We start from the raw sequence: 24,995 nt of genomic DNA, 5'->3' as shown, positions 1-24,995 counted from the left end.
ACATGCTATTCGTCAAATCAATCATCAAGGTGCTGTCTTGGGGCGGTGCATTCTGCGTCTTCTGCGGCGTCGCGGCCGGGCTGGCCGACGACGTTCCGGACCTGAATAGTGACGAGAATGTGATCTGGTTTCTGCAGCTTATGGGGTATTTGTTTACTTCTGCCATATATTTTACAATGAATTACCCCATTGGCGTGCTTATGTTCGTTATGTTTCTCGCTGGGATGCACTGCCTGTATACGCTGCCAGCTGAGCAACAGATGAAGACCGAGGTTGCGAAAAGGCGAAGAAAAAACTCCTCGCCAAAGAAGAACAAGTCGCGTAAGCGAAAACACAAGAAGGCGGAGGCTCGATAATGGAAATTACCGTGACCATGCTCTGGGTTGGTGGAGCCATAGTACTCTACAACCTTGTTGCAGCAGGCCTTTCACGCGCTGTACAGCCACTTAGGCTGCACGTTGTGGACTGCGTGGAAAAACTCATAAGCGATACGTCGATACCGGTCGAGATTCGCAAAGACCTCGATTACTTGGCTGACTCCTTGTTCAGCAGCTACCGCGGCTGGCTGATTGTTGTAACTCTTCCGGTGTCCGCTATCGCCTATAAGTTCAGGAGCAAAGAAGCACAATCACCAGTGGCGATACGGAATCACCCGCGCCGCAAAGAAATTGCTTCGACTTATGCTTTGGGCATTGTGTGTATGATTGCAAAGAGCCCCCTGTGCCTGGTGTTGTTCGGACTAGAGATGTTGCTTTTAGTCGTTCTCCCTGTCAGGTTCGGCCGCGCAACACGGCAGGCAGTACACACTTCCGTTGGCATTGATCAACACATCCCACAAATTCGCTGGGCGAATTAGTTCAAATTTGCCCAGCCCCAAGGAATAAGCCGCTCCAAGTGAGCGGCTTATTCACTTCACGCTGATGCGCTCCTATTCCGGACAGTGGCGCCACGCCCCGTCGCGCAACCGATAAATTGAAATCTCGGGCGCTCGCCCTAAGATCCTCTGCCACCAGACGGGCCGAACCTCATAACCGTAGGCATCTGCCTCTACAGATCCCGCGCATGAGAGAACCTCCCCAGCGGCAGGGCCATCAATAGCCATAGCGGTGGTGGTAACTGGCTTCATGGCCTTGCTCCTTACTTGGATTCTGTGACCTGCTCTTCCCAGGTCGCCTGAGAGTATTCGCGCCATTTGCTGATAAGGTCAGGCAAGAGCGCCCTGAACTCCATGGTTGGGAAGCACACCCGGGGGCTGGACCCGTAATCACACAGCTCGGCGGTGCAGAGCATTTCGCGGAACATATCGGCCGCCAGATCTCCCCTCCGGCGCTCACCGTCGCGCACCTCGCACAATACCTCAATCGCGCATCGGTCAAATTCGCTGTCATAAGACCCATAGATTGCCGGGAACAACTCCCAAGGGTCGAAATCATCAGTCGTGGCAATCTCGCCGGGCAGTGCCAAAGGCTTTGCCAGTACCGCCTGCACCCTCGCCGCGCTCACCTTACATGCATCGATCACATGATCACTCACGCCTTGCTCCTTTGATGAATTATGCCGTCATCTGATTGCGCCCGACCCGGCGCGGCGTGCCCATATCGTCGTCGTTCACCTCATAGAGGTAATAGAGCGGCCCCAGGCAGATATAGAGATCCTCGCCGTCATACTGAACACCGAAGGTCCAACGGCGGACATCGAAATTCCAGCCAACGTATTCCTCATCAGGCAGCAATTCCACGGCCCACCTCCTTTGCGCCATCGTCACCGGCCAGATCAGCCGCCGACAGCGATTTGAAATCCTTCACCCACTGGTAAACCCGTGAGCGCCCAATCTTTGGGCCTGTCATCGCCTTCAGCTCATGCAGGATCTGCATCGGCTTTTCGCCAGCCAACACCAGTTCCCGTGCCTTTTCCACCCTTTCCGGTGTCATCGTCTGCGGGCGGCCATGCGCTTCGCCGCGCTCCTTGGCGGCCTTCAGCCCGGCCATGGTGCGCTCCCGGATCAGATCGCGCTCCATCTGCGCCAGCGCCGCCATGATATGAAACATGCCCTTGCCCATAGGCGTGCCAAGGTCAAAGTTCTCGGTCAGGCTGAACAGGCGCACGCCGTCGCGCTCAAAACCGTGCATCGTTTCGATGATGCCGCGCATGGTGCGCCCCAGGCGGTCCAGCTTCCAGACCACGAATTCAGCGCCCCAGCGGCGGCTTGCCATGATGGCTTCATCAAGGCCGGGCCGTTTTTGGCTGGCGCCGCTCATCTTGTCGGTAAAGATCAGATGATCAGGCACGCCGTGCTTTTTGATGGCTGCGATCTGCATATCAAGGTTCTGGTCAACGGTCGAAACGCGGGCGTAGCCCACGGCAAACTTTTCGGATTCTGTCACTGTTTTCTCTACGCGGCAGCTTAGTCGCTGCTCGAATTGTTGGACTGCTTGTTGGACACGGCATCGCCCTGCCCCTCCTCGCGTGCGAGCTTTTCCTTCACCGCTTCCCGGATGAACTTGGCGCGCTGGTTCGCTCCCTTCAGCGCGTCAATGCGCTCAAGGTCGGCCTGCTGTAGCCGCACTGCTGTCTGCTTAACGTTCAAAGACGGTCGCCCCATTCATCACGCGGTATCCGATATCGGAAATCCTGTCAAACCTCGCCACATCGCCCACATAAGCGATATCGCTTATTGACGGTATAACCGATATCGCTTACTGTCGTCAACAACACTTCCAACAAAGACCACCCGGAGAACGCACATGGAATACGAAGAGCTGGTGCAAATGATCGGCCATATCAAAGCCGCTACGGCTATCGGCTTCGGTAGAGACGGTGACCTGCCGCCCGAGGTTCTGGACGAACTGACCGACATCCAGAACCGCCTCAACGGTCAGCGCCTTGCCATGCTCGGTAATGGCCGCGAACGGCCTTATGACGTGGCCGATTTGATGCAGTCCACCTAATCCCGCCCGGAGGAACCATGCCGCTTACAGCTGATGACCTGCCCAAATGCGCGAAGTGCGCCGCTGTCATGACCGACTATGAAGCGCTGCACGACCGGGCCGACGCTGACCCAAAAACCGACGTTCCCGACTACGCCAAGTGCAAAGCATGCGGCGAACTGCACCACATCCAAGAATCCTAAAAACGCCGCCCAGGAGATTGCCATGAAATGGACAAACGTAACCAGCTACCGGCAGGGCCAAACCGACCGGACGCCGACCGCCTGGGCCTGCAAGGTCAAAGGTATGAAAATCGCTGTCACGTGCAGCCATGTCGAGAACCCAGGACGGTGGAGCCTGAAATGCGCCCCGTGGTTTGACGTTCACGACCTAGACCTGCCATCCAGCGTTCCCGCTGAGGACGCGCAGCGCGAGGCAATCCGTGTCGTCAAAATGAAGCTGTCCGCCTGCATTGAGCAGCTGGAAGACCAATAATCCAACAAATGCCACCCGGAGGAACTGATATGACCACCCCGCAAAATGCCAGCGTAGCCCTGAAAACAATGCCGAATAGCGCAGCGCCGATGATGCTCCATGAGCAGGTCGCGTCCGGCAGCTACGGTGGTGAAGAATTCACCGTGATCCGCGACATCACCGGACTGCATTGGCAAGTCAAAATTGGCGAGACTACCACCGCCTTCACCTTGAACGAAATGCTACAGGCAGTGGTGACCGGCGTCGTAGATGCTGCCAAGTCAAACTGAAATCCAGAAAAGTCCCGCCAGGAGAAACCAATGGCCACAGAACAAGAATATGACGAGATCATTGCACCCATGCTGGCCGAGGTTGCGAGCCGCTGTAAGGAACTCGGCATGGATCTGATCGCCCGCGTTGAATGGGAGCCAGGCGAAAGCGGAATCACTCAGATTGGTATCGGAGGCAGTTCCGGCATCGGCCAGAAAATGACGCAACTCGCGGCCCACTGTCACGGCAACTTTGACCTGCTTTGCATTGAGGCGGGCAAGCGTTTCGACCTGTCGCAGACAGTTTACAAGGCGGCTGTCGACCGCATGTCCACCTAACGCCACCTGAAGGAACGCCATGAACGCGCCTGTTTTAGATGCCTGTTGCGGAAGCCGCATGTTCTGGTTTGACCGGAAAGATGATCGTGCTGTGTTCGGCGATCAGCGCCGCGAGACGCACACGCTCAAGGACAAATCCAGCAAGGGCGGCAGCCGAGAACTGATCATCGACCCCGACGTGATGATGGATTTCCGGGACATGCCGTTTCCGGCCGGGACGTTCAGCCTGGTGGTTTTCGATCCGCCGCACCTGATCGACTGCGGGCCAAAAAGCTGGCTGGCACTGAAGTATGGCAAGCTCCGCAATGACTGGCGGAAGGACCTGCGCGCCGGGTTGCCGATCACCACAACGGCATGTTCACCGAACACGCGACTGACAAAACCAGCCGCATCCACGACTAATCCAGCAAAGCCCGGTCCCAGAACGAGAAAAAGCCCCGGCAATCACCGGGGCTTTCTTCCTGACAGGGTTTCCACCTTGCCGCTGCAATCCAGCAGCGCGCGGCGGTCCCTGCCCCACAGGATTTCTATCTGCTGATCGCTCAGCCACCCTGCCGGCACATGCACCGGAGCGGCGCACGGATCTGCCGCGTCAACGGATGGCGTTAAGCCGCCGCACCCGGTCAGGGCCAAGGCAGCGCTCCACAGCAACAGGCTCCGCATAGGCTTGCTCCTCCAGTTTTCGGGATAGCTGATCGCGCTCATGAGCAATCTGACGGCGGGCATCTTCCAGCATCCGGCCCGCCTCGATCCGGGCCAGTTGCTCCGCCCGATGTGCTGCCGCACAGTCCGCCGCGCCGCGCTGATAGCCCTGCCAGCCGCAGAAGACTGCCAGCAGGGCCAATGCAGCCAGAGGCCACAGACGAACCATCAGGCCGCTGCCTCAAGCGATTTGAGGCACATGGTGCGCTCTGACGCCCGCCGGTTTGTCAGGCCGCGGATCACACGTCCCCCGGCCCGGTTCCAGCGCGGCAGTTCGTGGCAGGCACCAACCAGGTCCCCTGCATTGGCCTTACGCACCAAGGTCGAGCGGCAGGCCGCGCCCGGGCCGACGTTGTAGGTCCAGGACACCAGGGCGATCTTCATGCCCACTGGAACGGTCGCAGTTAGACAGCGGTCAAGCTGCGCCTCGTAGCTGGCGACTTCTTCCGCAAGCATCCGGTCGCATTCCGCCTTGGTGTAACTGTCGCCGGGCTGCACGCCCTTGGTTTCGCCATAGCAAACAGTCCAGACGCCAACGATATCGCGGTACGCCTCTGTCCGCAGGCCCTCCCATTGGCCGACGAAACCGACCGCAGACGATAGCGCGATAGCAGAACCGGCGATCACCCCAACCCCGCGCCGGGACACCGCGCCGCTCGTGTCTTCCCGGAACCGCCGCAAGCCCGCCTGCAGTAACAATCGCGCAGGCAGCGCGAGCGCCTGGAACGAGGCGGCAGCAGTGGCGAACCACACAGGGTTCCACCCCAGCTGTTCGGCGGTGACCAGGGCGAAGAAGAAACCGGCCAGGGAAATCAGGCCAGCAATGATGAAAAGCACGGACCAAGAGCCGGTCAGCACCTCTTTCCAGTTCGGGATTAGTTTCACGTCAATCTCCATGACAAAAGAGCCCGCAGGCGGGCCGGAAAGGTTAGAATTCGAGGAGGATCAGTCTTTGCGGAGGGCCTGTTCGATGCCGTCCAGCTTGGTCATGATGCGGTCAAACTGCTTGTCCTGGCCTTCGGACTTGGCCCGGAGGACGGCAATGTCCGTTGCGTGCTTGGCCTGCCGGTTGTGAAGCACCCCCAACCAGCCAAGGGCCGGGAGTACGATCCATTGCATGAGGGGGTTAAGCCATTCAGGGATGGTGTTCACGGGGTCACCTCACCAGCCATTCTTCAACATCAGCGGAGATATCCCGCATCTTGATCCAGCGATCACCGATCGGCTGCCCGTAACAGAGCCGCAGCTTGCCCATCAGGCCCACAGTGTCCCATTCAAGCCGGTCAGCACGCGGAGTGTATGCTTCGCCCGGGTGATAATCCGGGTTCAGTTTGCGACGCTTCTGGATCACACGCTTAGCATCCGCTGGGACAATCACCCCCTCGGGCACCTCATCAGCGGCGTAGCTGTGCTGCACTTCCTTGGTGGTTTCGCGCTGCACATCCGCCATGCGCGGCGCTCGGTGAGTGCCCAAGCTGTTGCCTTCCTGGTCTACTAACGGCACCTCATCAAACAGCGGAACTTGGATTGTCTCGGTGATCACTTTGCGAACGGCTTCACCGCCCACCACCTCGATCACTTCGCGACTGCGCCGCTGACCCTCTGTGGCCTGCTCTCGAACTGTTTCGCTCTCGCTAACGCTCTCAATCCAGGACAGGACGTCGTAATCCTCCCAGAGGGTGGCGTTGAATTCGTCACGCAGGTATTTGCCTTTCCAACGGTCCATATCACCGTCTCCGACCACCGACGGGTTTGCCGAAACAACACCGATTGGGTTTTCACCGGACTGGGCAGGGCGGATCTTGCTGCCCACCAGAACCACGGACAAGCCGCGCCGGTCCTCACCGTTCGGGTTGCCGTCATCCCATTCGAAGTATTCCGCGTAGTCCGCGCCACCGCCCTGCCACCCCAAGTCAGAACTGCCAAGGCCGTCACCGGACAGCTTGAATTCCGCATCACCCGACCCGCCGCCGGAGCGGGCCAGCAGGAAGTTCCAGTCTGGGGAGGCTGCACGAGACGGAAACCAGAAGCTCAAATCCTTGGAGAAACTACTGTTTGTATTAGCGATGCGGGATACAGACTGATCGTCGCTCTCGATGACCTGCATAGTCCCGTTTGCATCCAGTCGGTACACAGGAACACCTACGCCCACCCCCACGTTGCCGCCATCAAGAATAGTGACGTGATTGCCCCCACCCGCGCGCAGCTTCAGATCGTCACCAGTCGCCACAACCGCAACACTTCCCGCACTGGAAGTAGCGCCGTCGTTCAAAGAAAGGAAACAGGAGGAGTCAGAGCTGTACAACGCCAGCGGGATGTCCGAGGCCTGCCCCTGACCGATGACCGCAGAGAGGAAGTTCGCCGACTGCCCGTCAATAGCGATCCTCTGCCAAGCGGAGAATGTGACCGGGGCAATGCCGTTACTCGGACGAGTCCACATCTCACCGTTGTTGCCGAACGCAACCTGCACCATGCCACCGGCAGCACTGCTGGGGATCCGGTTCAGATGCATCACCACGCCCGCGGTGCTGGGCGCATCAGTGTGAGTGCTGGCATACCGGTAAAGGCCGGTAATAGTGATCGCCGAAAGCTCTGTGCCCGCAAAAGTGTTTGCCGATCCGTTCGCGGCATCATGACCCCAGCCGAAGGCGCCGGCAGTCAGAACCTTCCCCAGTGTGGCATCCAGCCAACTGCCCTGCACTGAGAAGAAATCAGCGGCATCGATGCCTTCGAGAAAGGCGCTATATGCCTGCATTTCGCTCCGGAGCGTCACCGCGAAATGCTGAAACAGTGCATACATCTTGGCGTCAAAATCCGCCTCAGGCGCGCTGCGTTGAGGAATGGCGGGGAACGCCGAAAAGCCTGGTGGGTTTATACTCATGCTCGATCGGTCCTATTTGATGGTTTTCAAAATCAGGGTGAAAATGCTGTCACCCGCCGCATCGAGGGGCTGCGTGTGGTCATCCACAAAACCCAGCCCCTCAATCCCATAGTTTGATCCGGCAGAACTCTGCGCATCCACGGTGCCGTAAAAGGCGGTCACCAACCCATCTACTTCGGCGATGATATCCATCACCCGCGGCGCCTGGATTGTCGGCACGCGCAGCGGCACCGTCAGCTTCCGCGTGGATCCACGCTTGATCAGCACTTCATCCCCGAACTGGTCAAAGTCCTTACGGCTGTGGCTGACGTGGCTGACCTCCGCCCCATCCATAACGCCGCCGATCAGGTGGTTGCGGCCCAGCACGATGTGCCCGACTTCAGCCGTCGCACCAGGTGCGGAAATGGTGATATCGATCCGGTGCCCGATGTACCCCGGAAAGCCATTTAGAAGCTTCTGCCTTGAATAGACGATGCCGCCGAAAAAGTAGGTGTAGGCGCTGACGACGTGGCCGGTATCGGCCATGACAAAGGTTTCATCATAGATGCTGACCGCGCCGTCAAAGACCTCGATCCGCACCGAACCCGCGGTCAGGCCAAACAGCGAAATTGCATCGCAGTCCCGCGTCGGCACGATCGAATAAGTGATTTCATCGACGCGGCTGGCCTTGTTAGAGCGGCGGTTATCAAACGCCGACCACTTGTCAGTTGCCCGTAGATCCAGCCACCATGTGCCGTCATCTGTGGTCGGATCCTTGCCCAGGTTGCCTGCCTGCATGCTTTCATAGATGCGGTGCGTTGTGGCGGAGATAACCATATCTTCCACCGCATAAGTCGCGCCCGCATCCCAAGCGGGATAGTCGTCTTCGGGAATGTTTGAATCAACCAGCTCGGCATCTGTCACCGGCATGGGCGAGATAATATTGAAATCCATTAAACACGCTCCCCAGGCTGTCCGGCTTCATCCCAGCCTTCGAGAACCTGTGCGGTTTTCTTGGCGTAAAGCTCCTGACGCTGCGCCAGGACGGCCTGCTGCCGCATCAGCTCATCAATGTTTCGATTGAGCGCATCGATCGACCTCACGACGTGGCGGTTGTCCAGCATCGCAACGGAATCCGAATGGCTCATGACCCGGGACGGGCCGGTGTTCTCCAGCTCCCACCCTTTTTCACCAACGACACGCCACCCGCCCGTATGGGAACCGCCCGCGGCAAAGCCAGGGATGGCACCCATTGCCCGGATACGTTCCTTCAGCCGTTCAATCTGCGCCTCAGCACTGCCAACGCTGGCGTTGCTGGCGCTGAAAACCTTGCCGATCGCATCAGTTCCGAACTGATCCCGCAGCGCCTTCTTGAACCCGACAACATCGCCGCCGCCGTAGTAGTCGAACGAGCTGACAATGCGGCCGGCATCATTGACGCCCACTGTGCCCCTTTGCCCAACCAGAGAAATGTTGTACTGGTCCCGCAGCGCGTTGAACTTATCAACCACACCATGGCCCTGCTGAGTGCGCAGAACCGCATCGGCGCCCTTCACCTGCAGCCCGGCTATCTTCTGCGCGGTTTCACGCTGCAGCCGGTCCTTATCAACCGCAGCCTGCAACCGCCCCAGCATCCCGGTCAGTTTATTCATCGGGTTAACCAGGCCGCGGCCACTGGCCGCCACGTCGCCGAAGAGCGTGCTGAAAGCGGCGGCAGGCTCAAAAGACACCTCGCCGTTAAAAGTGATCTTGCCGCTTCCCTTTGAGCCGATCAGATCCTGCAGCTGGTTCAATTTGCGCAGCGTGTGCCCGCCCTCTTTGGTCAGGGCGACATTGACGCGGCGCGACAGTGACGCCGCGCGGGTCAGAACCATCTGGCGCGTGTCTTGATCAAGATCCTGCACCAGGTTCAAGGTCATATCCCGGCGCAGCCCGGCAGAAGTCCGCAGCACCAGGCGGCGCGTCTTCGCATCCAGATCTTCGCGCAGCACAAGATCCAGCGATGCCACATGCTCAGACAGGGCATTGGTGGCGATCCACTTATCAGCCGGGCTTAGCCCATCGTTGCGGATGACGAAATCAAGCGTGGTGCGGATCCCGGTATCAGCCCGATCGACCAGCCGGGCCAGCCAGTTCGGCGCGCTGTCGTCCAGCGATACCGCCACATCGAGGCGGCCAACCAGGTCATCATAGCTGAAGGCTTCAGCGTTCTTGATCGCATCGCCCAGGGCACCAAGCGAGGCTTCAAAGGCCGCAACTGTTCCGTCCCAATCTTCAGTCAGCGCCTGCACGCCCGCACTCAGTTCGCCCACCTGGTCTGCAGTCAGACCTTCAAGCTGCAGGAACTGGCCGAGATTGGTCAGCACCTCAATCTGCTGCTCATAGAGGCCGCGCAGCACGTCTTCATTGCTGCCCTCAAGGTCAGCAATGCCAGCAGCAAAACCCAGCTGCCCCTGTACCTGCGCAGCCGCGCGGCGGTAGTCCAGCGCACTGCCCGCATTGGATCTCAAGGATTGCAGATATGCCTGCGCCAGCCCCGGAATGTCTTGCGCCGCCTGCACGTTGCCACCCCGCGCCAGATCAAAGGCAGACTGAAAGCGGTTGCGCTGAACAGCGAGGGCCTGGCCCGAGCTGGCCGCCGTCAGATCAGAATTCACCAGCCCGCCCAGGACGTCGCGTATTTTGTCACCCGAACGGTACCAGAGCTGCGCAGCCGCCTTTGATGCTGCCGCCATATCGTCTGCCGCTTCGATGCGCATACCGAGTTCACCGCCGATCTTGTCGACCAGCCCCTGCATGGCTTCAGTGTAGGCGCCGACCTTCGGCAGCACCTGGTCCATCCCGGCGGAAAGCTGCACCAGCTCGGCATAGAGATCCCGGCCTGATGCCGTTGTCAGGTCAACGCTCTGCACCAGGTCGCGGAATCCCTCACGGCTTTTAGGCATGGCAATGCCCAGATCACCGAACCCGCTCCGCAACTGATCCAGGGCGCGGCGCCGCAGCGTCTCCGCCTTCTCGGATTCGGAGTAGAACCCGGCGAAATAGGCAGTCGTGGCAGCCTGCATCTGCTCAGCGCCGCCGAAACTGTCCACCAGGTCAGAAGCCATCTGGCCGCCTTTGAGGCTGGTTTCAAAGCCGGTCGCGTTCAGCAGGTCCATCACATCGTTGACGGCCATCAGGCCACCCGCCAGCCGCGACAGGGCTTCGGTAGCAGTTTCACCCGCCAAAGCAACGTCATGCCCTTTCAGGATCAGCTCTGCCATCTCATCGGAGACAACGCCCATGTGCTGGGCAAATTCTTCCTGGATCTGCTCTTGGGTTTTGTCGTTCGTCCAAACCGAAAAGCCTTCACCTTTTACGCGCTTGATGCCTTTGGAACTCAGGCCGAGCGTATCAGCCAGATCCTGAAGGCTTGCCACTTGCGCCTGCATGGCCTCATCAAGGGTGGCCTCGATCTCCGCGTTGACGCCCTTGTGGACCCATTTGTCCGAGCGCAGGAAACCGCCTTTGTAGAAATCAAACTCGGTGCCGGTGAAACCTTCACCATCAAACGAACCAGCGAACCCCGAACCGCGATACTTGCGCGATAACCCCTTTGCTAGGATGGCGACACCGCCTGCAAGCAAGCCTAGAGCTGGCAAGGCTGCGCCCAGAGCACCCCACCCTGCAGATGCGCCGGTTACCAGGCCGCCGAGGTTTGCAAAACTCGCGCCAAGACCACCGCCGGATAGGATGCCGCCGAGACCAGACCCGATGCCCGCCAGAGCGCTCCCACCGCCACCGAGCAGACTGCCGCCGAGGTTGAGCAGTCCACCACCGCCGCCGCCACCCAGGAGGCCACTCGCCGCCTGCTGGCCGCCGGACCCCGAAACAAGCTGATCCAGTCCCAGAAACCCGGTGACATGCCCGATGATCGGCAACACAACTTTCGAATTGGCGAACTGAAAGGCGATATCCCGCAGCATGCCCTCGATCGTGTCGGACAGGCTGCCGCCACCAAAGGCCGTGCGGGTGATATTCTCAGCCCAACGCGCCTGCTGATCCGCGACACGCTGGGTGGCGGCTTCCGTCCGATCCAGGGCAATAACCTGATCAGCCAGACCGGAAATCTGCGCCTTACTCATGCCCTGTGCTTCTTTGCCAAGGCGCTGCTGTACCAGCCTGATAGCTTCCAGCTTTTTCCGCTGGCCTTCAGTCAGTCCGAGCAGCTCCCGGCGTTCCTGGATTTCCTTTTGAAGTGCTGCAAGGGCACTCTTGGATGCCGCACCGCCTGCCGACTTGACCTTATTCAGCGCCGAAATCTTCAGCTGGTATTCTGCTCGCAACTGCTGCTCATGGGCATAAACCTGAACCTGCTGCTCGATCGTCTCCTGAACGTGGGCGCGTTGACCATCCTGCATCTGCCCCAAAGGACCTGCCGAGGCTTCCAGCTCCGCCCGGTACTTCGCCACATTTGCTGCGGCCTGATCACCACCGGCAGACAGAACCGCCATGCCCGCCTTCAGCCCGGCAATATTGGTCTGCGCGGAAGCAAGCGCACTAGGCACCGACGCAAGGTAAGAACTTAGCGCTGAGGCCTGGCCGGACGCGGCAGCCAGGCCGCCCGCCAGATCGTTGCTGCGGTTCGCTGCCTCCGCAGCGTTTTCGGCTGCATTGCCCGTTTCCGCAGCTGTTCTCTTTGCCGCTACCGCCGCCGCATCAAGGCGCGCCTCAGCTTCGGCAAGCGCAGCGCCCAGCTGTTCGATGTCCGCGCGGGCCTTTGCCATACGGTCGGTTTCATACAGGCTGGCGCCGAAGAAATTGGTTGTGAAAGACGCCGCTTCCAGCTCTGCACGCGCAGCTTCAAGCGCTGCACGCGTTGCATCCCGCGCAGCCTCTGCCGCCCGGCGCATGGCTTCGGCATTTTTGGCCGTCATATTGGAATAGAAGGTTTCCGTGGCGGTATTCAGAACGTCATGCGCCGAGGCCAGCCCGCGAATAGCAACCTCGTAATTCTCCGCCGCTTCCTTGGACTGCACAAAGCTCTGATAAATCCCCGCGGAAACACCGATCAGCGCGCCGATACCAGTGGCCAGCGCTGCCACCCGCAGCACTTTCAGACTGCCTGTCAGCCCCTTGATTCCAATGCTTGCGAGGGCTGCTTTTGTGCTGGTTGCACCCAGCGCCATTTCCAGCGCAACCGACGCCTTTGCAGCCGCGATGAATTTGACCGGCGCCAGGGTGACCGCCGCAACGGTGCCCAGCAGCGCACCACCCAGCGGCACGGCCACCTTCAGCAGCAAACCAAGGCCGATTGCAGCCGGACCAACGGTCGCAGTAAACGCCGCCCCAACCGAAATGAACTGCTTTGCGCGATCGCTCAGCCCATTGAACCACTCCGCCGCATCGGCAGCACTATCGCTTAACCATTCCAGCGTGGGCGCCAGCCCCACAGCGAGCTGATTGGACACACCGCGCCCAACCAGGCCCAGCCGCGAAATAGCGTCATTGGTCCGCTCGATCTGATCCGCATCCACTTCGGACACGGCCACGCCGAAGCGGGTCACATCCTCCGTTGCAATACGCAAGGCGGAGCCGTCAATCCGGGTGAAAATCAGCCCTGCCCGGCTACCAAACAGATCCGAAGCAATGGCGGCACGCTCAGCCTCAGGAACATAGCTGGACATTGCCGCCTGAATTTTTGCCAGGCGCTGATCAAGCGGAAGCCGCTGCAGATCCTGCGCGCTCAGATGCAGACGGTCCAGCGCCTTTGAGGCGGCACCGGCACCGCTGCCGCTGGCCACCTGGCTCAGACGCTTGCTGAGTTGAATGGCGGCCTGTTGCGTCTCCCCCATTGAAACACCGGCCAAATCCGACGCACGTTCCAGAACCTGCACGGATTTGACCGTTGTCCCAAAGGACTGCGCCAGCTTGGCCTGCGCATCGATCACCTTCAGGCTTGACTTGACCGCAACCGTCGCCGCACCGGCCATTGGCAACGTGAGGCCCAGGGTCATCTTGCGCCCGACTGCCTCGATCTTGCCGCCCATCCGGACCATGCTGCGTTCCAGGTTACCCATGGACGCCTTGGCCCGCTTGGCGCCTGAATCGAACGCAGCCGAATCCAGCGAAAGAAGGCCCCTTAAGGCACCAATAACTGCGGACATTTACGGTCCCTTCTTGCTCTGAAAATGCATGTTCATCAGACCGGCGCGCAGCTGCGCCAGCTCTGCCTTTTTGTTGCGGCCGGCATGTTTTTTGCCGCCGCTTGCCTTGGTGAAATCCGGCATGTTTTTCGGATCGTGGAAGGCGAATTGCGTCAGGATGCCCAGTTCCTGATTAAGCACCCGCAGAGCCGTGAATTCGGCGTCTTTGCCTTTGATCCGGGCGCGGGTGATCAGATCGTATTCACGCAAGCTGACCTGCCAGAATTCGGTGTGATGCAAGCCCAGCTCACACCACACCGAAAACAGGTTTTGCCAGTCTACGCGGCTGGGCTTTCCACGTTTCCCGCTTCATCCCCTGCAAGCGCATTTTCGCCTTCCTCCAGCGCCTTGAGCGCGGGGAAAGCGATCTGCAGGCACTTGCCGAGGTGTTCGCCCGCAGCATTCGCGCCGCCAAGGGCGTCCAGGATCTCCGCGGCATCCTCACGCTCAACGCCCTTTCCGTCGTCCAGAAAGGCCGCCCAGGCATCAATCGCCAGATTAACGCCGCCGCTGCCGTCGAAGAGCTGGTTCAGGACCTCCGAGATGGGAATGCCACCCCGGACCTCTTCAAGCCGCGCCTGCGCCAGGGTGGTTGCCTTCAGCTTGTGGGTTTTCTTGCCCACCTTCACGGAATGAGTGCTGATCACGCTCATACTGCTGCCCCTTTGGCCCAGGCCACGACACCAGTCGGGCGCAGTTTCAGGTCGGTCATCAGGTCGCCATCCTGATCCACCGCCGGAATTGAGGGGTTCAAGAACGCCTGATACTTGAAGGTGTCACCAGTTGACTGAAGCGCATCTTCCGGCGGCAGCTTCACCCGGAAGTAAACCGGCTTTCCAGCAGCCTTATAGGCTAGAGCCTTTTCGTAGAGGCTGGTTGAATAGAAGCAATTCAGAGTGAGTTCGCCGGTATCGGTCAGGCCCACGCCATACTCCTTGTTGCGGCCAGGGCTGTCCAGCGACGTGCGGTCCCGGTATTCGTCAGTTTCTTCCGGAATACCGACCGTCTTGCACCCCTTGATCACTTCATAGTTTCCATCCACGTCATCCGCGGACCATTCAATGTCACACAGATCACCCGCAACGACATTTTGAGCCATTTCTTTTCCTTTCACGATGATGATGATTTGCCGGTAATCCGGCGGAAATCAGGCGCGGTAGCGCACCTGAAAATCCAGCGATTGCCGCCGGATCACATCGCCGCCGGTTTCACTGAAACCGTCCCGGCGGGATATCTCTCTGCAGCGGATCACAGACCCGCCGCGAAAACTTGTCAGCGCTTCGGATACCTGCCGGGCAGCAAGCATCATCTCTTCATAGGTTTCCGCGTAGACATTCACTTGAATGCGGGCCGTCTCGACATTGGCCCGATCCCCCAGCGAATAGAGCGTAACATTGCTGATCCGCTGCAAGGTAAGCCGGGGGAAGCCCTCGGCGCTGTCAAAGCCACCCCAGACAACAGCATGTCCCAGCGGCTTCAAGGCGCCATAGATATCGTATTCCATCAGCCTGCCGCCTTTGCTGCCTTGCGGGCTGCGCGCTCCACAGCCTTTTCGATTTCAGCCCAAACCTCTTTGCGCAGGATCTGCAGCATGCGTTCCCTGTTTGCGTCCCAAGCTGGCCGCATAAAGGGGTCGGCCATGACGGCGCCAACATACTTCCCGCTTTCGTGACGGCGCGGCCCCGTACCGAACTCAATCAGATGCGCATGCGGCGCGTGAGAACCGTCGCTCTCCACCGGCCCCACATAGAGGGAAACCTTGGTCCGGCTCCGATCCCGCCGTGCCTCGCCTCGCTGGCGAGGGGAAAGCTTGCTGGTGATTGCGATTTCAAAGGACGAGTTTTCGGCGTCTCGCTTCACCGGCTGCAGCGATTTCTTCATGGCCCGGCGCATGACGCCTTTGGCCGTTCCGCGCGCCAGTTCCACCAGTGCACGTTCAATATCTCCGGAACCCTCAATCTTCATCTTTATTGACATGTCACGCCACCGGCCGACTAAGTTTCCAGGCCGTTAACTCCAGCCAACGGCGTCGGCCAATCGCTTTAACACCAGTGATCTGCCAATCGCTGCCTTCAAATCGCAGCCGGTTGTCACCGGTAATGGCCGAGGTGCGCGCCGTGTAGCCGACGGTGAAGCGCGCATCCGCCTTTTGCTCGACCGCCCCCGCCTGCCAGCGCTCACCGTCGTTTACCGGCTCATAACCGGCTTGAACCGGAAACAACTCCTGCCAATCATCGCGCTTCTTTTCACCAATCCCATTCTTGCCAGCAGCCCGCTCCAGAAAGGTCACCTTTCGGTCCAAACGCTTACCCATATCAGATCACCTCACACGGACGGCGATAGCGCGCCTGCTTGATCAGACGATGAACCCCGAAAGACATGCGCGGCGTGTCTTCGGCTTCGATCGCAATTCCAGCTTCGAACCATTCTTTCGCCTGCAGAAAGATTGCCTGCCGCAACCGGTTGAATGTGGGCTTATCCGGCCCGCCGACGCGCGCCTGCACCCGCAAAACGTCGCCCGTTGCAGCATGACCGGCCCAGGATTCTCCAAGCACGAGCTGAGGCTCATCATGCCCCTGCTGAACCCATGCGCCCGCCAGCGGCGTATCCGCCCAGCCGCCCACCCCGTCATCCAAGGCAAGCCCGGTCAACTCTTGGACCGGCAGAACAGGGAACCACCACCGGCTCCAGCTCCCGCGGGTGACCACAAATTCAACCTCTCGGATCGTCAGCGGGTAACCTGTAGCAGTACAAATCGCGGACTCCGCGGACTCAAGCGCAAGCGTCAAAGCCGCGTCGTTGTCGATATCCTCCGCCGCCATGTGAACCGACCGCTTGAAGTCCTCCAGGCCAACACCCGGTGCGATTTCTTCCGTTTCGATTACCCGCATCGCTCGCGCCCCTTACTTGCTGGCGCCCTGCTTCGGCGGCTCGCCGGAAGCTTTCGCAATCTTGCCGCCGCTATCGGTGCTGCCGCCCGCATCAGCCGGATCCGCGGGCGCACCTTCTACCGCCTGCTCTTTGGCCGCGACGATCTTTTCACGCGTGGCAATCTCGTCTTCACGCTGCTGCAGTACAGCCTCGCGGTCACCGAGTTCCCTTGCCTTGCTCTTGAGTTCGGCGCGGACTTCCTCAGTCGCCCGCCGCACTGCGGAAGCGTCCAACTGAACCGCAAGCACTTTGGCGCCACCGTCCTCGACTTCCCCGACTGCATCGGCAACGGGGTCTTTTCCCGCACAAAGCTTGCGGGCCTCCTCCTCGCCAAAAGCTGCGGTTTCACCCTTGTTGTAGCGGGAGTATCCTTTGCGGAACTTCACTAGAATTCTCGGCATGTCATGCCTCCATTGTCTCTGAATAATTGGGGCGGCCCCTTCAGGCCGCCCGCTTCAATCCGGAAGGGCTATCAGCCCAGGCCCCAGTTGGTGCCGGTGATGACCGAAATCGCCTCATCATGGGCGGGGGCCAGATCATGGCGTGAGATTGCCCGCATCAGCGTCAGGTCACGCTGGAACGCAGACACCGTGTCGCCATTGGTATCCACAAAGGCCGCCTCGGTAGAGGACGCAATGCGGATTTCCTGATCATCGCCGATCATGATTTCCGAGAAATCAGCAAAGGTGATCTCAGTATCACTGCCGCCGCCCAGGTTGTTCGGAACCTGCGAGGTGGTGGCAATCGGGTAGCCGTGCAGCGTATTGCTGGCTTCAATCGACGGGTAGATTTTCGCCCCCGAATCCGGGTCGCGCAAGCTGGCCAGGAAATGCTTGGTCGAGGCGCGCATAACCCAACCGGGCTGCAACATCGGCACGTTTGCATCCTCAACCACGCTGACCATCCAACGCAGGTTCTGCTCCACCACAGCAACGGTGTTTGCCAGCGCCGTTTTCTTGTGGCCAGCAAGGCACCAGTTCAGCAGGCCCTTCGGCGTGTTGGCAGTGCCGTCACCGCGCAGAAACGCCAGATCCTCGCGCAGCGCCATGTACTGAAGCAACAGATCACGGACCATCGCGCCGACGCTGGGGCTGGCATGCGCCAGCAGCGCATTGCCGATCGGCACCAGGGCTGTCAGGGTTTTGAAATCCTGATCCACGTTGTCCAGCGCCGGTTCGCTTTCAACGATCGGGGCATTCTCACCGATGTAACCTGCGGTCGGCGCACTTGCGACACGGCCTTTGCGCAGCTTGCCCGCAGGCATGTCGTGAACGCGCGCGCCTAGTTTGCGAACGGCAACCTTGGGGGTGAGCAAACCAATCAGCACATCGGTCTGCGGCCGGGGAATGAGAACACCGCCGGCACTCTGACTTGCACCAGTCAAGGTTGCAGCAATTCCGCTATGCCCCTGTTCCTCCAGCGCCGCAACTGCAGCGTCCCGGTTACCGCCAGCATTGGCCAGCGCCGCAACCATCAAACCGGTATCCGCCCCCTGGTTGTCGGCCTGCGCCACCTGTGCCGGAACGGTGCCGCCGCCTGCCTGGCCGCCAGAAGTGCCTTCGGTTTCAGAGGTCGCCGAGGCGGCCTTGGCGGCTTCAACCGCTTCCGCACGCTGGACACTCGCCTGCGCTTTCTTAAATGCAGCCGTCGCTTCGCCGAATGCAACAACCGCAACGTCCAAAACTTCGGCATTCGTATCATCGGCAGCTTCCAGAGCCTCGATCGCCTTGGCTTTGGTTTCCATGTCTTCCGCCGCCGCTTTCATCACGCGGCGCAGATCGTTCAGGTCCATGTTTCTTCTCCTTGTCATGGAAGGCTGCAGGCACGCAGCCAGCTATCCCCGCCGCGAATGCGCAGGGTGTTCACAGGCAAAACTGCCAGCAAATTTCAGAGGGAGGCTGCGGCCTTCGCAGCTTCGGCTCGCGCCAGATAGGCGCGGGACTTGTTCGGGCGCGGCTTAGGGGCGTACAATCCGCCGATGCGCGCCATAAACTCCGGCACTGTTTCGGCGACGTCAGCAAGGCCGCGCTCGATCGCATCAGCCCCCCAGAATACATCCCCGCCGTCCCGGTCATTGTCAGTTCGGCTCATGCGGCCCGGCACATCAGCGGCTGCAATATTCCGGCCCTCTGCCACAGCAGAGAGGAAATCCGCTTCCATCGTATCAAGCCGCGTCTGCGCCAGGGCCTTTCCCTCGTCCGTGGACAGGTCCGGCCGCTTGGCCCCGGCGTGCTCCGAGGTCAAAATGTAATACTGAAAACCGCCCAAACCCGGCTGCACCGGCTGATCCGCGGTCATCATGGTTCCGACAGAACCCACCCAGGATCCAGGCGTCAGACTGATATCCGTGCATTGGCTGGCAACCCAGTATCCCGCCGACGCAGCCAGCGGATGCACAACCCCATGCACCGGCTTCACCATCGCAGCCGCCTTGACGGCTTCAACAGCCGCCTGAATGCCCATGACCGCGCCGCCTGCCGTGTCATAGATCATAACGGTTGCCTGCACTTCATCGCTGGCGGTGACCGCCGCCATGGTTTCGGCAATGCCGTGATAAGTGGCCCATCCCAGATACCGCTCAAGGATAGCTGAATTTGGCGTAAGCACTCCTCGCACAGGTACAAAGGCAACACCGCGGTGAATGGCGTAACGCTGGCCGCGCTCGATCGAAACACCCTCGGCAGCCAGCGCTGTCATGGTCGCGGACAGTTCCGCCGCCTCTTTGGGCAGATCCATCTGCAAACGGGGTAAGGCTGACTCATGGATGGCAAGCGGACCGCTCCCGACCAGGGCGCCAATTTTCGGCTGGCTCATTCCTCTTTCCCCTTCTTCTGTTTGCTATCGTCACGGGTCATGTTCGGCGCCGGGTTCAGCTCGTCTCCGCCCGGCTTAGGCGGCAGGCCAACCATCCGGCGACTTTCATTCGGCGTCTGAAACGGGCCGCCCGTGGCCTTGTTCAACGCCTCGTTGCGCTCTTTGATCGTCGGCTGCAGCAGCACTCCGAAGTCATGGCGCAGGAAGAAGCCGCGATCACGCTCGCCACGGGTCAACACCGACAAAGCCAGCGTGTCCTCGGCCAGCCCGGACCAATGCAGCAAGCAATCTGTCAAGTAATCAATCGCTTGCTGTTCGCCGTTTGCCTTAACGCCATTTTCCAGCATTTGCAGCTTGGAGGGCGGCATGCGGTAGATTGCGGCGAGCTGTTCACGGTCAAACTTCCGGCTCGCCAGCAGCTCCTGATCTGCGGCGGTCAGGTCGAGGCTCTTGATATCGTCATCCGGCCCCAGGACAGGAATGCCGTCGGAGTTCGGATTGGTCAGATGGGCCTTCAACCGTTTGGCGTTTCGGGTCCGGGCCTCATCATCCTCATAAGATTCACCCAATTTCAGGTAAGCCTTGGAATGCGCGCCAGAAACCGATCTAGCTGCGGACTCCTGTCCCGCAAAGGCCAGGCCGACAGTCTCGCTGGCGACCTGCAAGGGGCTGCGCCCGGTCCAGCCGTCCAGCGCCAAATAGCGCATATGCACCATAGACCGGCTCGGCACCCGGCGCTGAACGCCAGCCCCGTCCGTAAAGTCATAGAAACGCTGGCGCCCGGCACGAAGAACAGAACAACTGTCCTGCAGCGCCAACTCGATCATCTCCAGTTCACCGCCTCCATCGCGTGGACCGAAGGCATAAGCATTACCGCGCAGCGCCCAGGCGTAGACAAGCCCATACCGCATCAACTTGGCCGGTACTCCGGGCGAGGATTCGACGTTCAGCAGGTAATTGGCCGGGTGATCCCGCACGCGCACCTCTTGCCCATCATCCATGCGCTGCCACAACTTTAGCGGCACCTTGGACAGATCACCGCCAAGGTTATTGCAGCAGGCAAAGACAGTTCCGTGCTGCTCCCCGCGTTGCGGCGTCACCCTCGGCAAACTCTTGTTAGGCAAGGCTCCGCCCCCGAAGCCTATATCTGTCAGCCAGGGTTCAGGCTTTGAGGTGCCAGAGGTTTCCGCCTGCGCGGCCACCATCGGCGGATTGACCCGCGTAAACTCCGGCGCCGCCTCGCTGGACGCCCGAGAAATGCTGATCCCAAGGAATTTCATACGACCTCGACTTCCCGCGCTTTGCGTTTCTCTTCGCCGACCTCAGCGCGCCCCAGCGCCATGATGGCGGCAACCGCCGCATCGATCCGGCCCGTGGATTTCTTCTTGTTCGGCTTCACGTTTTCCGCGGCGTCTTCGTCCCGGTGAACATTGCCGACCTGCCAGGCCAGCACCGGGTTGCCGCCATGGCGGATCTTGTTCTGCGCAACTTTCTCTTCAAACCGCTTCATTGGGTTCGACATGGAGGCATAGCCCTGCCGGTGCTCGACCATTGGAAACCGGCGCTTGTCCAGTTTGTCAGCCAGATACTTCATGCCCCAAGGGTCATAGGCCACTTCCTGCAGATCAAAGCGTTTGCGGATCCACTCCAGACGGTCGGCAATTGCGTCTTCATCGATCGTGCCGCCCTTGTGAACTTCCAGCCAACCCTGATCCCGCCAGCCCACATACTCGCGCTTCTCGCTCTGCGCACGCACGATGAAACCTTTGGGCCCTGCAGGTATGAAGGTGTAGGTGATCAGGTAGATCAGCCCATCAACCGGCACCGCCACCACGATCGCCGTTGTGTCAATCTTGTTCGACAGATCCAGCCCGACCCAGGCCTTGCGGCCATAAAGCGTTTCAGGATCGAAATGCGCACAGGCCATGCCTTTGTCCCACACGTCGCGGGCAATCCATGTTTCAGCGCCTTCAGTCCACAAGTTCAAGTGGAACCGCTTAAAGTTTGGCATCCGGCCCGCGATGGCCAGCGCCTTCTTCAGCGTATCCTGCATGCCCTCAATCGGCTTGCTGACGCCGAGATTGGGATTTCCCATTGCCCAGAATTTCGGATCAGCCGGGTCACAATCCGCGGGCGGTTCAGCAATGAAGCCGAAGAAAGAGTCATCGTCCACATCGCCGCGCAGAACGCTTTCGCCGTAGTCGCGCAATTCACCGCACAGCGACTGCCGATCCTGCCCGGCCGTTGTGATCACCCAGTCAATCGGCTGCGCACGAGCGATCATACTTTCAACAATTGTGTCCGCCAGTTCCCGATCTGTCCAACGGTGCATCTCATCGCGGGCCAGAAAGCTAGGGTTGATCCCATCCGAGGAGTCGCCGTCACGGCTGAGGCAAGAAATCACTCCATCTGTACGTGGCGTCTCGATCGAGGTTCGCCAGACCCTCATCATCTGCTTGAGAAACGGTGACCGCTTGATCATCCGCTTCATCTCTTTAAACAACAGCCCAGCCTGATCCTTAGTCGTGGCGGCGCAGTACCCTTGCGGCGCCGCCTCACCGTCAAACAACTGTGTGTACAGCATTGGCACGCCGGTATCCGTCGTCTTGCCATTCTTCTTACCCACCTGGTGATAGGTGGATTTGAACCGCCGCAGCCCCGTTTCCCTATGCTTCCACCCAAACACCGAGCCGTGCCGGAACTCCTGCCAGGGTTCCAGCTTCAGCGGCTGGCCAGCCATCGGGCCGGTTGTGTGCTGGAGCATCCCGCCCCACCGGATTACCCGGCTGGCTGCCTCACAATCAAAGTAAAGCCCACGGTCTGCAGCAGCTTCCAGGTCCAGCAAATGGCGTTCGCAAGCCATCCGCACCAAGTCCCCGGCGGCAATCGAACCATCAACAACCCCGAGCGCATAGCGCGAAACCGGGTGATCAATTGGTTCCATTCAACTGCTTCATTACTTCATCAAACAGATCGCCCTGATCGCCCCCCTCCAGGCGCTCAGAGTCAACCGGCGACAGGCCGAACAACGCCGAGTCCCGGCGCATGCTGGCCATAGCGGTTTCCTGCAACGTCAGCGCAGGGTGCTTACGGCGCTGGTTCCCATTGCGGCCTTCGCCGGTTTCATAGAACAGACCTTCAAGCGCCAGCGTGTTAGTCGCTGAAATGAAATTCGATACCGCGGCGCAGTAGGATCCAAACTGGTATTTGTAGAGCAGTTCCAGCCGCCCCTTCTTCACCAGCTCTGGAGCCAGCTCGTCCCACACGTCCCGCGCCAGGTCATCCAAGAAATCCGGCGCTGACGGAACCTCTTTCTGAATATCACCCTTCATAGGAACGACATTTTGAAGGTTTGGCTTGCGTCCCTTCATCTTGATCCCTCCTTTCCAAGTGGGTTTTTTTCTCCAATTTCGCGCTTACGAAAGAAAAGGTTATCCCGCCGGTTTGGGACAGGGTGCGGTTATTTTCGAGACACCCCCCCTATTGGTGGAACACCTCGCGCGCCGTCTTTCGGCTGTGGCACCGATGGCAGAGCGCCTGCCAGTTCTTCCGGTTCCAGAACAGTTTCCGGTCACCCTTGTGCGGCTTGATGTGATCGACATCCGTTGCAGGCTCGACCACACCCAGCTCGCCGCAATCAACGCACAGCGGATTGTTGCGAAGGTAAGCCTTGGATGCCTTCACCCATTTTGGATCTGCATAGAGCTTGCGGGCAGCGATCGCTGCGGGCGAGGTCTGCGCCTTTGCCCGCCGAGCTTTCTGCTTTGCTTGCCGCTGTGCTTCATGATGATCGCAATGGGGCAGGCCCGGCAGCGCTAGGTCTTCGCAGCCTGACGCCACGCAAACCTTCAGACGCGCCACAGGAACCCCACTTCCGGGCTTTCTCCGGCTGGCAGCATGACAACCTCGAATTTACAGAGAGTACCAACGCAAAAGCGCCCGGCAGTTTCCTGCGGGCGCATTTGGTGATGATGACAATTAATTGGCACGCAGATGATGTAAGGGTCAACCCCCATTCTCACAAAACGAGTATTTGCCCGCGACGCACCGGCCCAGCCATCGCATCCAGAACACCCGCCAGCGCTCGCGTCACAGCCTTCACCGTGTCGCCATTGACCGACCAATGATGCTTCTTCAGAACATCGCTCAGCGTTTTATCATGAAGGCAAACCATGTCGGCCAGGACACGATTGCTGATGGCGCCACGGGTGCCGCGCTTTGAGGGACGAACGCGCCGCACCTCCATAGCCACCCCATTACCGATGCGCCGCCGCAGCCGTTCAATCTCTTCCCGGTCCCGCAGAACCGCGTCAATAAACTCGCCGCCCTGCCCGCTGCCACCCGAACGGATTGCCTCAACCGAGGAACAACGCACACCCGCGCTTTCGTACCGCTCAATCAGATCCCGGTAGTGGCGGCCCATGGCCATCTGCCCAGGCGAGAACGGTGCTGCCCTCTTCTTCCGCGCCGCGCTGGCGGCCATCACATCAAAGGCATCCGCCATCTGCATCGCCTTCCGGCCCTCAAAACCAGCAGGCTTGGCCTCATAGTCCTTCTCACCGGAAGGATAGAACTGCACAGGCTCAAACACCCGAAATGCGCCACGTGCCGGGGCCTCTGGAATGCGATCACCACAAACCGCCGGCACAATCCCGCAAGCCTTCACTGCATCAATCCGCGCCGCCTCTTCCTTCTCTCGGATCGCACGCGCAGCAAGATACTCATCAACCGGCGTCATGACCGCCGCCCCGTCTGCGGCTACCACTGCTACATGCTCGCTCACGCCGCGCCCTCCGCCGCTACAATCTGCGCAATGCGCTGGCATTTCTCGGCAGCACGCTTGCGACCCTCACGAAAAGACCGGTCCTCATCGCTCAACGGCAACTCGCGCGCCAAGCGTTCATCCAGCTTGGCAATGCGCCGATGCGCCTCTGCTGCCTGCTCGCGGATATGCCGCAAATCATAGGGTTTGGGCCAAAGCGGAGTCTTACGGATGTGCCGCAGCAATTCGGGCGCCCAACCCTCTTCCATAGCCTGCTGACCCAGCGGGTTTGAAAAGACCGCGCGCATCAACGGCGAGGCATCATCAGGCGGCGGCTGGATTGCACCGGCCCACTTCAACAGCGCCGCCGCGATCGGGAACCTGTCACCAGATTTGCCACCCGGCATGTTGCCTGCCTGATGCGCCAAGGCCTGCAAGTTCAACTCGCCCATGTAAGCAAGGCGCTGGCGCAGCTCTTTTTTCATGACGTCATAGGCCGCAACCGTCATGCCACCGGGACGTTGCAGCCCCAACGCCTCCAATGGTTCGATCAGCAGTTCCTGCACCCGCTTTTCGCCTGCGGCCTGCTCTTTCACATTCATCTCAGCAATCCCTCTTTCTCAGCCTGCCCAACTTATCCACAGCCCGCCGGTTCCGATGGCGCGATCCGTGAGTATCGTTTCTTTTAATTTCGTTTCTTATCCTTTCGACGGTCACAGAAACCGCGAAAAA

The 24,995-nt window shown here is 59.8% G+C and carries 33 protein-coding genes; 7 read left to right on the top strand and 26 right to left on the bottom strand.

Going from position 1 to position 24,995, the window contains the following annotated elements; translation table 11 throughout:
• Positions 1-2 precede the first annotated feature (2 nt).
• Both K3557_RS05145 and K3557_RS05140 read left to right on the top strand, forming a co-directional pair.
• Complete coding sequence (locus tag K3557_RS05145) at positions 3-356, top strand: hypothetical protein (protein ID WP_259998130.1); 354 nt, start codon at positions 3-5, stop codon at positions 354-356.
• Complete coding sequence (locus K3557_RS05140) at positions 356-856, top strand: hypothetical protein (protein WP_259998128.1); 501 nt, start codon at positions 356-358, stop codon at positions 854-856. The genes K3557_RS05145 and K3557_RS05140 overlap by 1 nt, the downstream gene beginning before the upstream one ends.
• A gap of 281 nt (positions 857-1,137) precedes the next feature.
• Here the strand turns inward: K3557_RS05140 and K3557_RS05135 are convergent, their stop codons facing one another.
• Genes K3557_RS05135 through K3557_RS05120 form a run of 4 tightly spaced genes read right to left on the bottom strand, consistent with a single transcriptional unit; the run spans position 1,138 to position 2,602 of the window.
• Positions 1,138-1,533, bottom strand: coding sequence for a hypothetical protein (locus K3557_RS05135; protein ID WP_259998126.1), 396 nt, complete (start codon positions 1,531-1,533; stop codon positions 1,138-1,140).
• A 19-nt stretch (positions 1,534-1,552) separates the two neighbouring features.
• Positions 1,553-1,738, bottom strand: a complete 186-nt coding sequence (locus K3557_RS05130; RefSeq protein ID WP_259998124.1) for a hypothetical protein — start codon at positions 1,736-1,738, stop codon at positions 1,553-1,555.
• Complete coding sequence (locus tag K3557_RS05125; protein WP_259998122.1) at positions 1,722-2,384, bottom strand: recombinase family protein; 663 nt, start codon at positions 2,382-2,384, stop codon at positions 1,722-1,724. The genes K3557_RS05130 and K3557_RS05125 overlap by 17 nt, the downstream gene beginning before the upstream one ends.
• Positions 2,385-2,404: 20 nt before the next feature.
• Positions 2,405-2,602 carry a hypothetical protein gene (locus K3557_RS05120; protein WP_259998120.1) on the bottom strand — a complete coding sequence of 66 codons (198 nt, stop codon included), beginning with the start codon at positions 2,600-2,602 and terminating at the stop codon, positions 2,405-2,407.
• Between the two features lie 142 nt (positions 2,603-2,744).
• Here K3557_RS05120 and K3557_RS05115 point away from each other — a divergent pair, with 142 nt between their 5' ends.
• The 5 genes from K3557_RS05115 (at position 2,745) to K3557_RS05095 (ending at position 4,547) form a co-directional block, all read left to right on the top strand.
• Positions 2,745-2,948 carry a hypothetical protein gene (locus tag K3557_RS05115; protein WP_259998117.1) on the top strand — a complete coding sequence of 68 codons (204 nt, stop codon included), beginning with the start codon at positions 2,745-2,747 and terminating at the stop codon, positions 2,946-2,948.
• Positions 2,949-3,152: 204 nt separating this feature from the next.
• The gene (locus K3557_RS05110) at positions 3,153-3,422 is read left to right on the top strand and encodes a hypothetical protein (RefSeq protein WP_259998115.1); all 270 of its coding nucleotides are present in this window, start codon (positions 3,153-3,155) and stop codon (positions 3,420-3,422) included.
• A 29-nt stretch (positions 3,423-3,451) separates the two neighbouring features.
• The gene (locus K3557_RS05105; RefSeq protein WP_259998113.1) at positions 3,452-3,691 is read left to right on the top strand and encodes a hypothetical protein; all 240 of its coding nucleotides are present in this window, start codon (positions 3,452-3,454) and stop codon (positions 3,689-3,691) included.
• Positions 3,692-3,721: 30 nt separating this feature from the next.
• A complete protein-coding gene (locus K3557_RS05100) occupies positions 3,722-4,009 on the top strand; it encodes a hypothetical protein (RefSeq protein ID WP_259998111.1) in 288 nt (95 codons plus the stop codon).
• Positions 4,010-4,028: 19 nt separating this feature from the next.
• Positions 4,029-4,547, top strand: coding sequence for a hypothetical protein (locus tag K3557_RS05095; protein WP_259998108.1), 519 nt, complete (start codon positions 4,029-4,031; stop codon positions 4,545-4,547).
• Positions 4,548-4,601: 54 nt separating this feature from the next.
• Here the strand turns inward: K3557_RS05095 and K3557_RS05090 are convergent, their stop codons facing one another.
• The 22 genes from K3557_RS05090 to K3557_RS04985 form a co-directional block, all read right to left on the bottom strand.
• Positions 4,602-4,880 (bottom strand): hypothetical protein, encoded by a 279-nt coding sequence (locus K3557_RS05090; protein ID WP_259998106.1) that lies wholly within the window; start codon positions 4,878-4,880, stop codon positions 4,602-4,604.
• Positions 4,880-5,596 (bottom strand): lysozyme, encoded by a 717-nt coding sequence (locus K3557_RS05085; RefSeq protein WP_259998104.1) that lies wholly within the window; start codon positions 5,594-5,596, stop codon positions 4,880-4,882. Before K3557_RS05085 ends, K3557_RS05090 begins: the two co-directional genes overlap by 1 nt.
• Before the next feature lie 60 nt (positions 5,597-5,656).
• On the bottom strand, positions 5,657-5,830 hold the full coding sequence (locus K3557_RS05080) for a hypothetical protein (protein WP_164982775.1): 174 nt from the start codon (positions 5,828-5,830) through the stop codon (positions 5,657-5,659).
• Positions 5,831-5,867: 37 nt separating this feature from the next.
• Complete coding sequence (locus K3557_RS05075; protein WP_259998100.1) at positions 5,868-7,511, bottom strand: peptidase G2 autoproteolytic cleavage domain-containing protein; 1,644 nt, start codon at positions 7,509-7,511, stop codon at positions 5,868-5,870.
• Positions 7,512-7,604: 93 nt separating this feature from the next.
• Positions 7,605-8,525, bottom strand: coding sequence for a hypothetical protein (locus K3557_RS05070; RefSeq protein WP_259998098.1), 921 nt, complete (start codon positions 8,523-8,525; stop codon positions 7,605-7,607).
• Positions 8,525-13,717 carry a hypothetical protein gene (locus tag K3557_RS05065; protein ID WP_259998096.1) on the bottom strand — a complete coding sequence of 1,731 codons (5,193 nt, stop codon included), beginning with the start codon at positions 13,715-13,717 and terminating at the stop codon, positions 8,525-8,527. Before K3557_RS05065 ends, K3557_RS05070 begins: the two co-directional genes overlap by 1 nt.
• Positions 13,718-13,996 carry a hypothetical protein gene (locus K3557_RS05060; RefSeq protein ID WP_259998093.1) on the bottom strand — a complete coding sequence of 93 codons (279 nt, stop codon included), beginning with the start codon at positions 13,994-13,996 and terminating at the stop codon, positions 13,718-13,720. It abuts the gene before it with no gap.
• A gap of 38 nt (positions 13,997-14,034) precedes the next feature.
• Positions 14,035-14,409 (bottom strand): hypothetical protein, encoded by a 375-nt coding sequence (locus tag K3557_RS05055; RefSeq protein ID WP_259998091.1) that lies wholly within the window; start codon positions 14,407-14,409, stop codon positions 14,035-14,037.
• On the bottom strand, positions 14,406-14,855 hold the full coding sequence (locus K3557_RS05050; protein WP_259998088.1) for a phage tail tube protein: 450 nt from the start codon (positions 14,853-14,855) through the stop codon (positions 14,406-14,408). Before K3557_RS05050 ends, K3557_RS05055 begins: the two co-directional genes overlap by 4 nt.
• A 48-nt stretch (positions 14,856-14,903) precedes the next feature.
• A complete protein-coding gene (locus K3557_RS05045; protein WP_259998086.1) occupies positions 14,904-15,260 on the bottom strand; it encodes a DUF3168 domain-containing protein in 357 nt (118 codons plus the stop codon).
• Entirely contained in the window at positions 15,260-15,721 is a 462-nt protein-coding gene (locus K3557_RS05040; protein WP_259998084.1) for a hypothetical protein, read from the bottom strand. Before K3557_RS05040 ends, K3557_RS05045 begins: the two co-directional genes overlap by 1 nt.
• Before the next feature lie 13 nt (positions 15,722-15,734).
• Positions 15,735-16,070: a phage head closure protein gene (locus K3557_RS05035; RefSeq protein ID WP_259998082.1), complete on the bottom strand. Its 336-nt coding sequence runs from the start codon at positions 16,068-16,070 to the stop codon at positions 15,735-15,737.
• A 1-nt stretch (position 16,071) separates the two neighbouring features.
• The gene (locus K3557_RS05030) at positions 16,072-16,647 is read right to left on the bottom strand and encodes a hypothetical protein (protein WP_259998081.1); all 576 of its coding nucleotides are present in this window, start codon (positions 16,645-16,647) and stop codon (positions 16,072-16,074) included.
• A gap of 12 nt (positions 16,648-16,659) precedes the next feature.
• Positions 16,660-17,088 carry a hypothetical protein gene (locus K3557_RS05025; protein ID WP_259998078.1) on the bottom strand — a complete coding sequence of 143 codons (429 nt, stop codon included), beginning with the start codon at positions 17,086-17,088 and terminating at the stop codon, positions 16,660-16,662.
• 71 nt (positions 17,089-17,159) lie between these two features.
• The gene (locus tag K3557_RS05020) at positions 17,160-18,479 is read right to left on the bottom strand and encodes a phage major capsid protein (RefSeq protein WP_259998075.1); all 1,320 of its coding nucleotides are present in this window, start codon (positions 18,477-18,479) and stop codon (positions 17,160-17,162) included.
• 95 nt (positions 18,480-18,574) lie between these two features.
• Entirely contained in the window at positions 18,575-19,423 is an 849-nt protein-coding gene (locus K3557_RS05015; protein ID WP_311198494.1) for a S49 family peptidase, read from the bottom strand.
• A 74-nt stretch (positions 19,424-19,497) separates the two neighbouring features.
• Complete coding sequence (locus K3557_RS05010) at positions 19,498-20,781, bottom strand: phage portal protein (RefSeq protein WP_409201204.1); 1,284 nt, start codon at positions 20,779-20,781, stop codon at positions 19,498-19,500.
• Positions 20,778-22,445: a terminase large subunit gene (locus K3557_RS05005; RefSeq protein WP_259998070.1), complete on the bottom strand. Its 1,668-nt coding sequence runs from the start codon at positions 22,443-22,445 to the stop codon at positions 20,778-20,780. The genes K3557_RS05010 and K3557_RS05005 overlap by 4 nt, the downstream gene beginning before the upstream one ends.
• On the bottom strand, positions 22,432-22,872 hold the full coding sequence (locus K3557_RS05000; protein ID WP_259998068.1) for a phage terminase small subunit P27 family: 441 nt from the start codon (positions 22,870-22,872) through the stop codon (positions 22,432-22,434). Before K3557_RS05000 ends, K3557_RS05005 begins: the two co-directional genes overlap by 14 nt.
• Positions 22,873-22,981: 109 nt before the next feature.
• Positions 22,982-23,362: an HNH endonuclease gene (locus tag K3557_RS04995; protein ID WP_259998066.1), complete on the bottom strand. Its 381-nt coding sequence runs from the start codon at positions 23,360-23,362 to the stop codon at positions 22,982-22,984.
• Positions 23,363-23,519: 157 nt separating this feature from the next.
• On the bottom strand, positions 23,520-24,284 hold the full coding sequence (locus tag K3557_RS04990) for a hypothetical protein (protein WP_259998065.1): 765 nt from the start codon (positions 24,282-24,284) through the stop codon (positions 23,520-23,522).
• Entirely contained in the window at positions 24,281-24,865 is a 585-nt protein-coding gene (locus K3557_RS04985) for a hypothetical protein (RefSeq protein WP_259998063.1), read from the bottom strand. The genes K3557_RS04990 and K3557_RS04985 overlap by 4 nt, the downstream gene beginning before the upstream one ends.
• Positions 24,866-24,995: the final 130 nt, after the last annotated feature.

It is taken from the genome of Leisingera sp. M523 (genome assembly GCF_025141335.1).
In the GTDB taxonomy this organism is placed as follows: domain Bacteria; phylum Pseudomonadota; class Alphaproteobacteria; order Rhodobacterales; family Rhodobacteraceae; genus Leisingera.
This window is presented reverse-complemented; position numbering and strand designations above follow the sequence as displayed.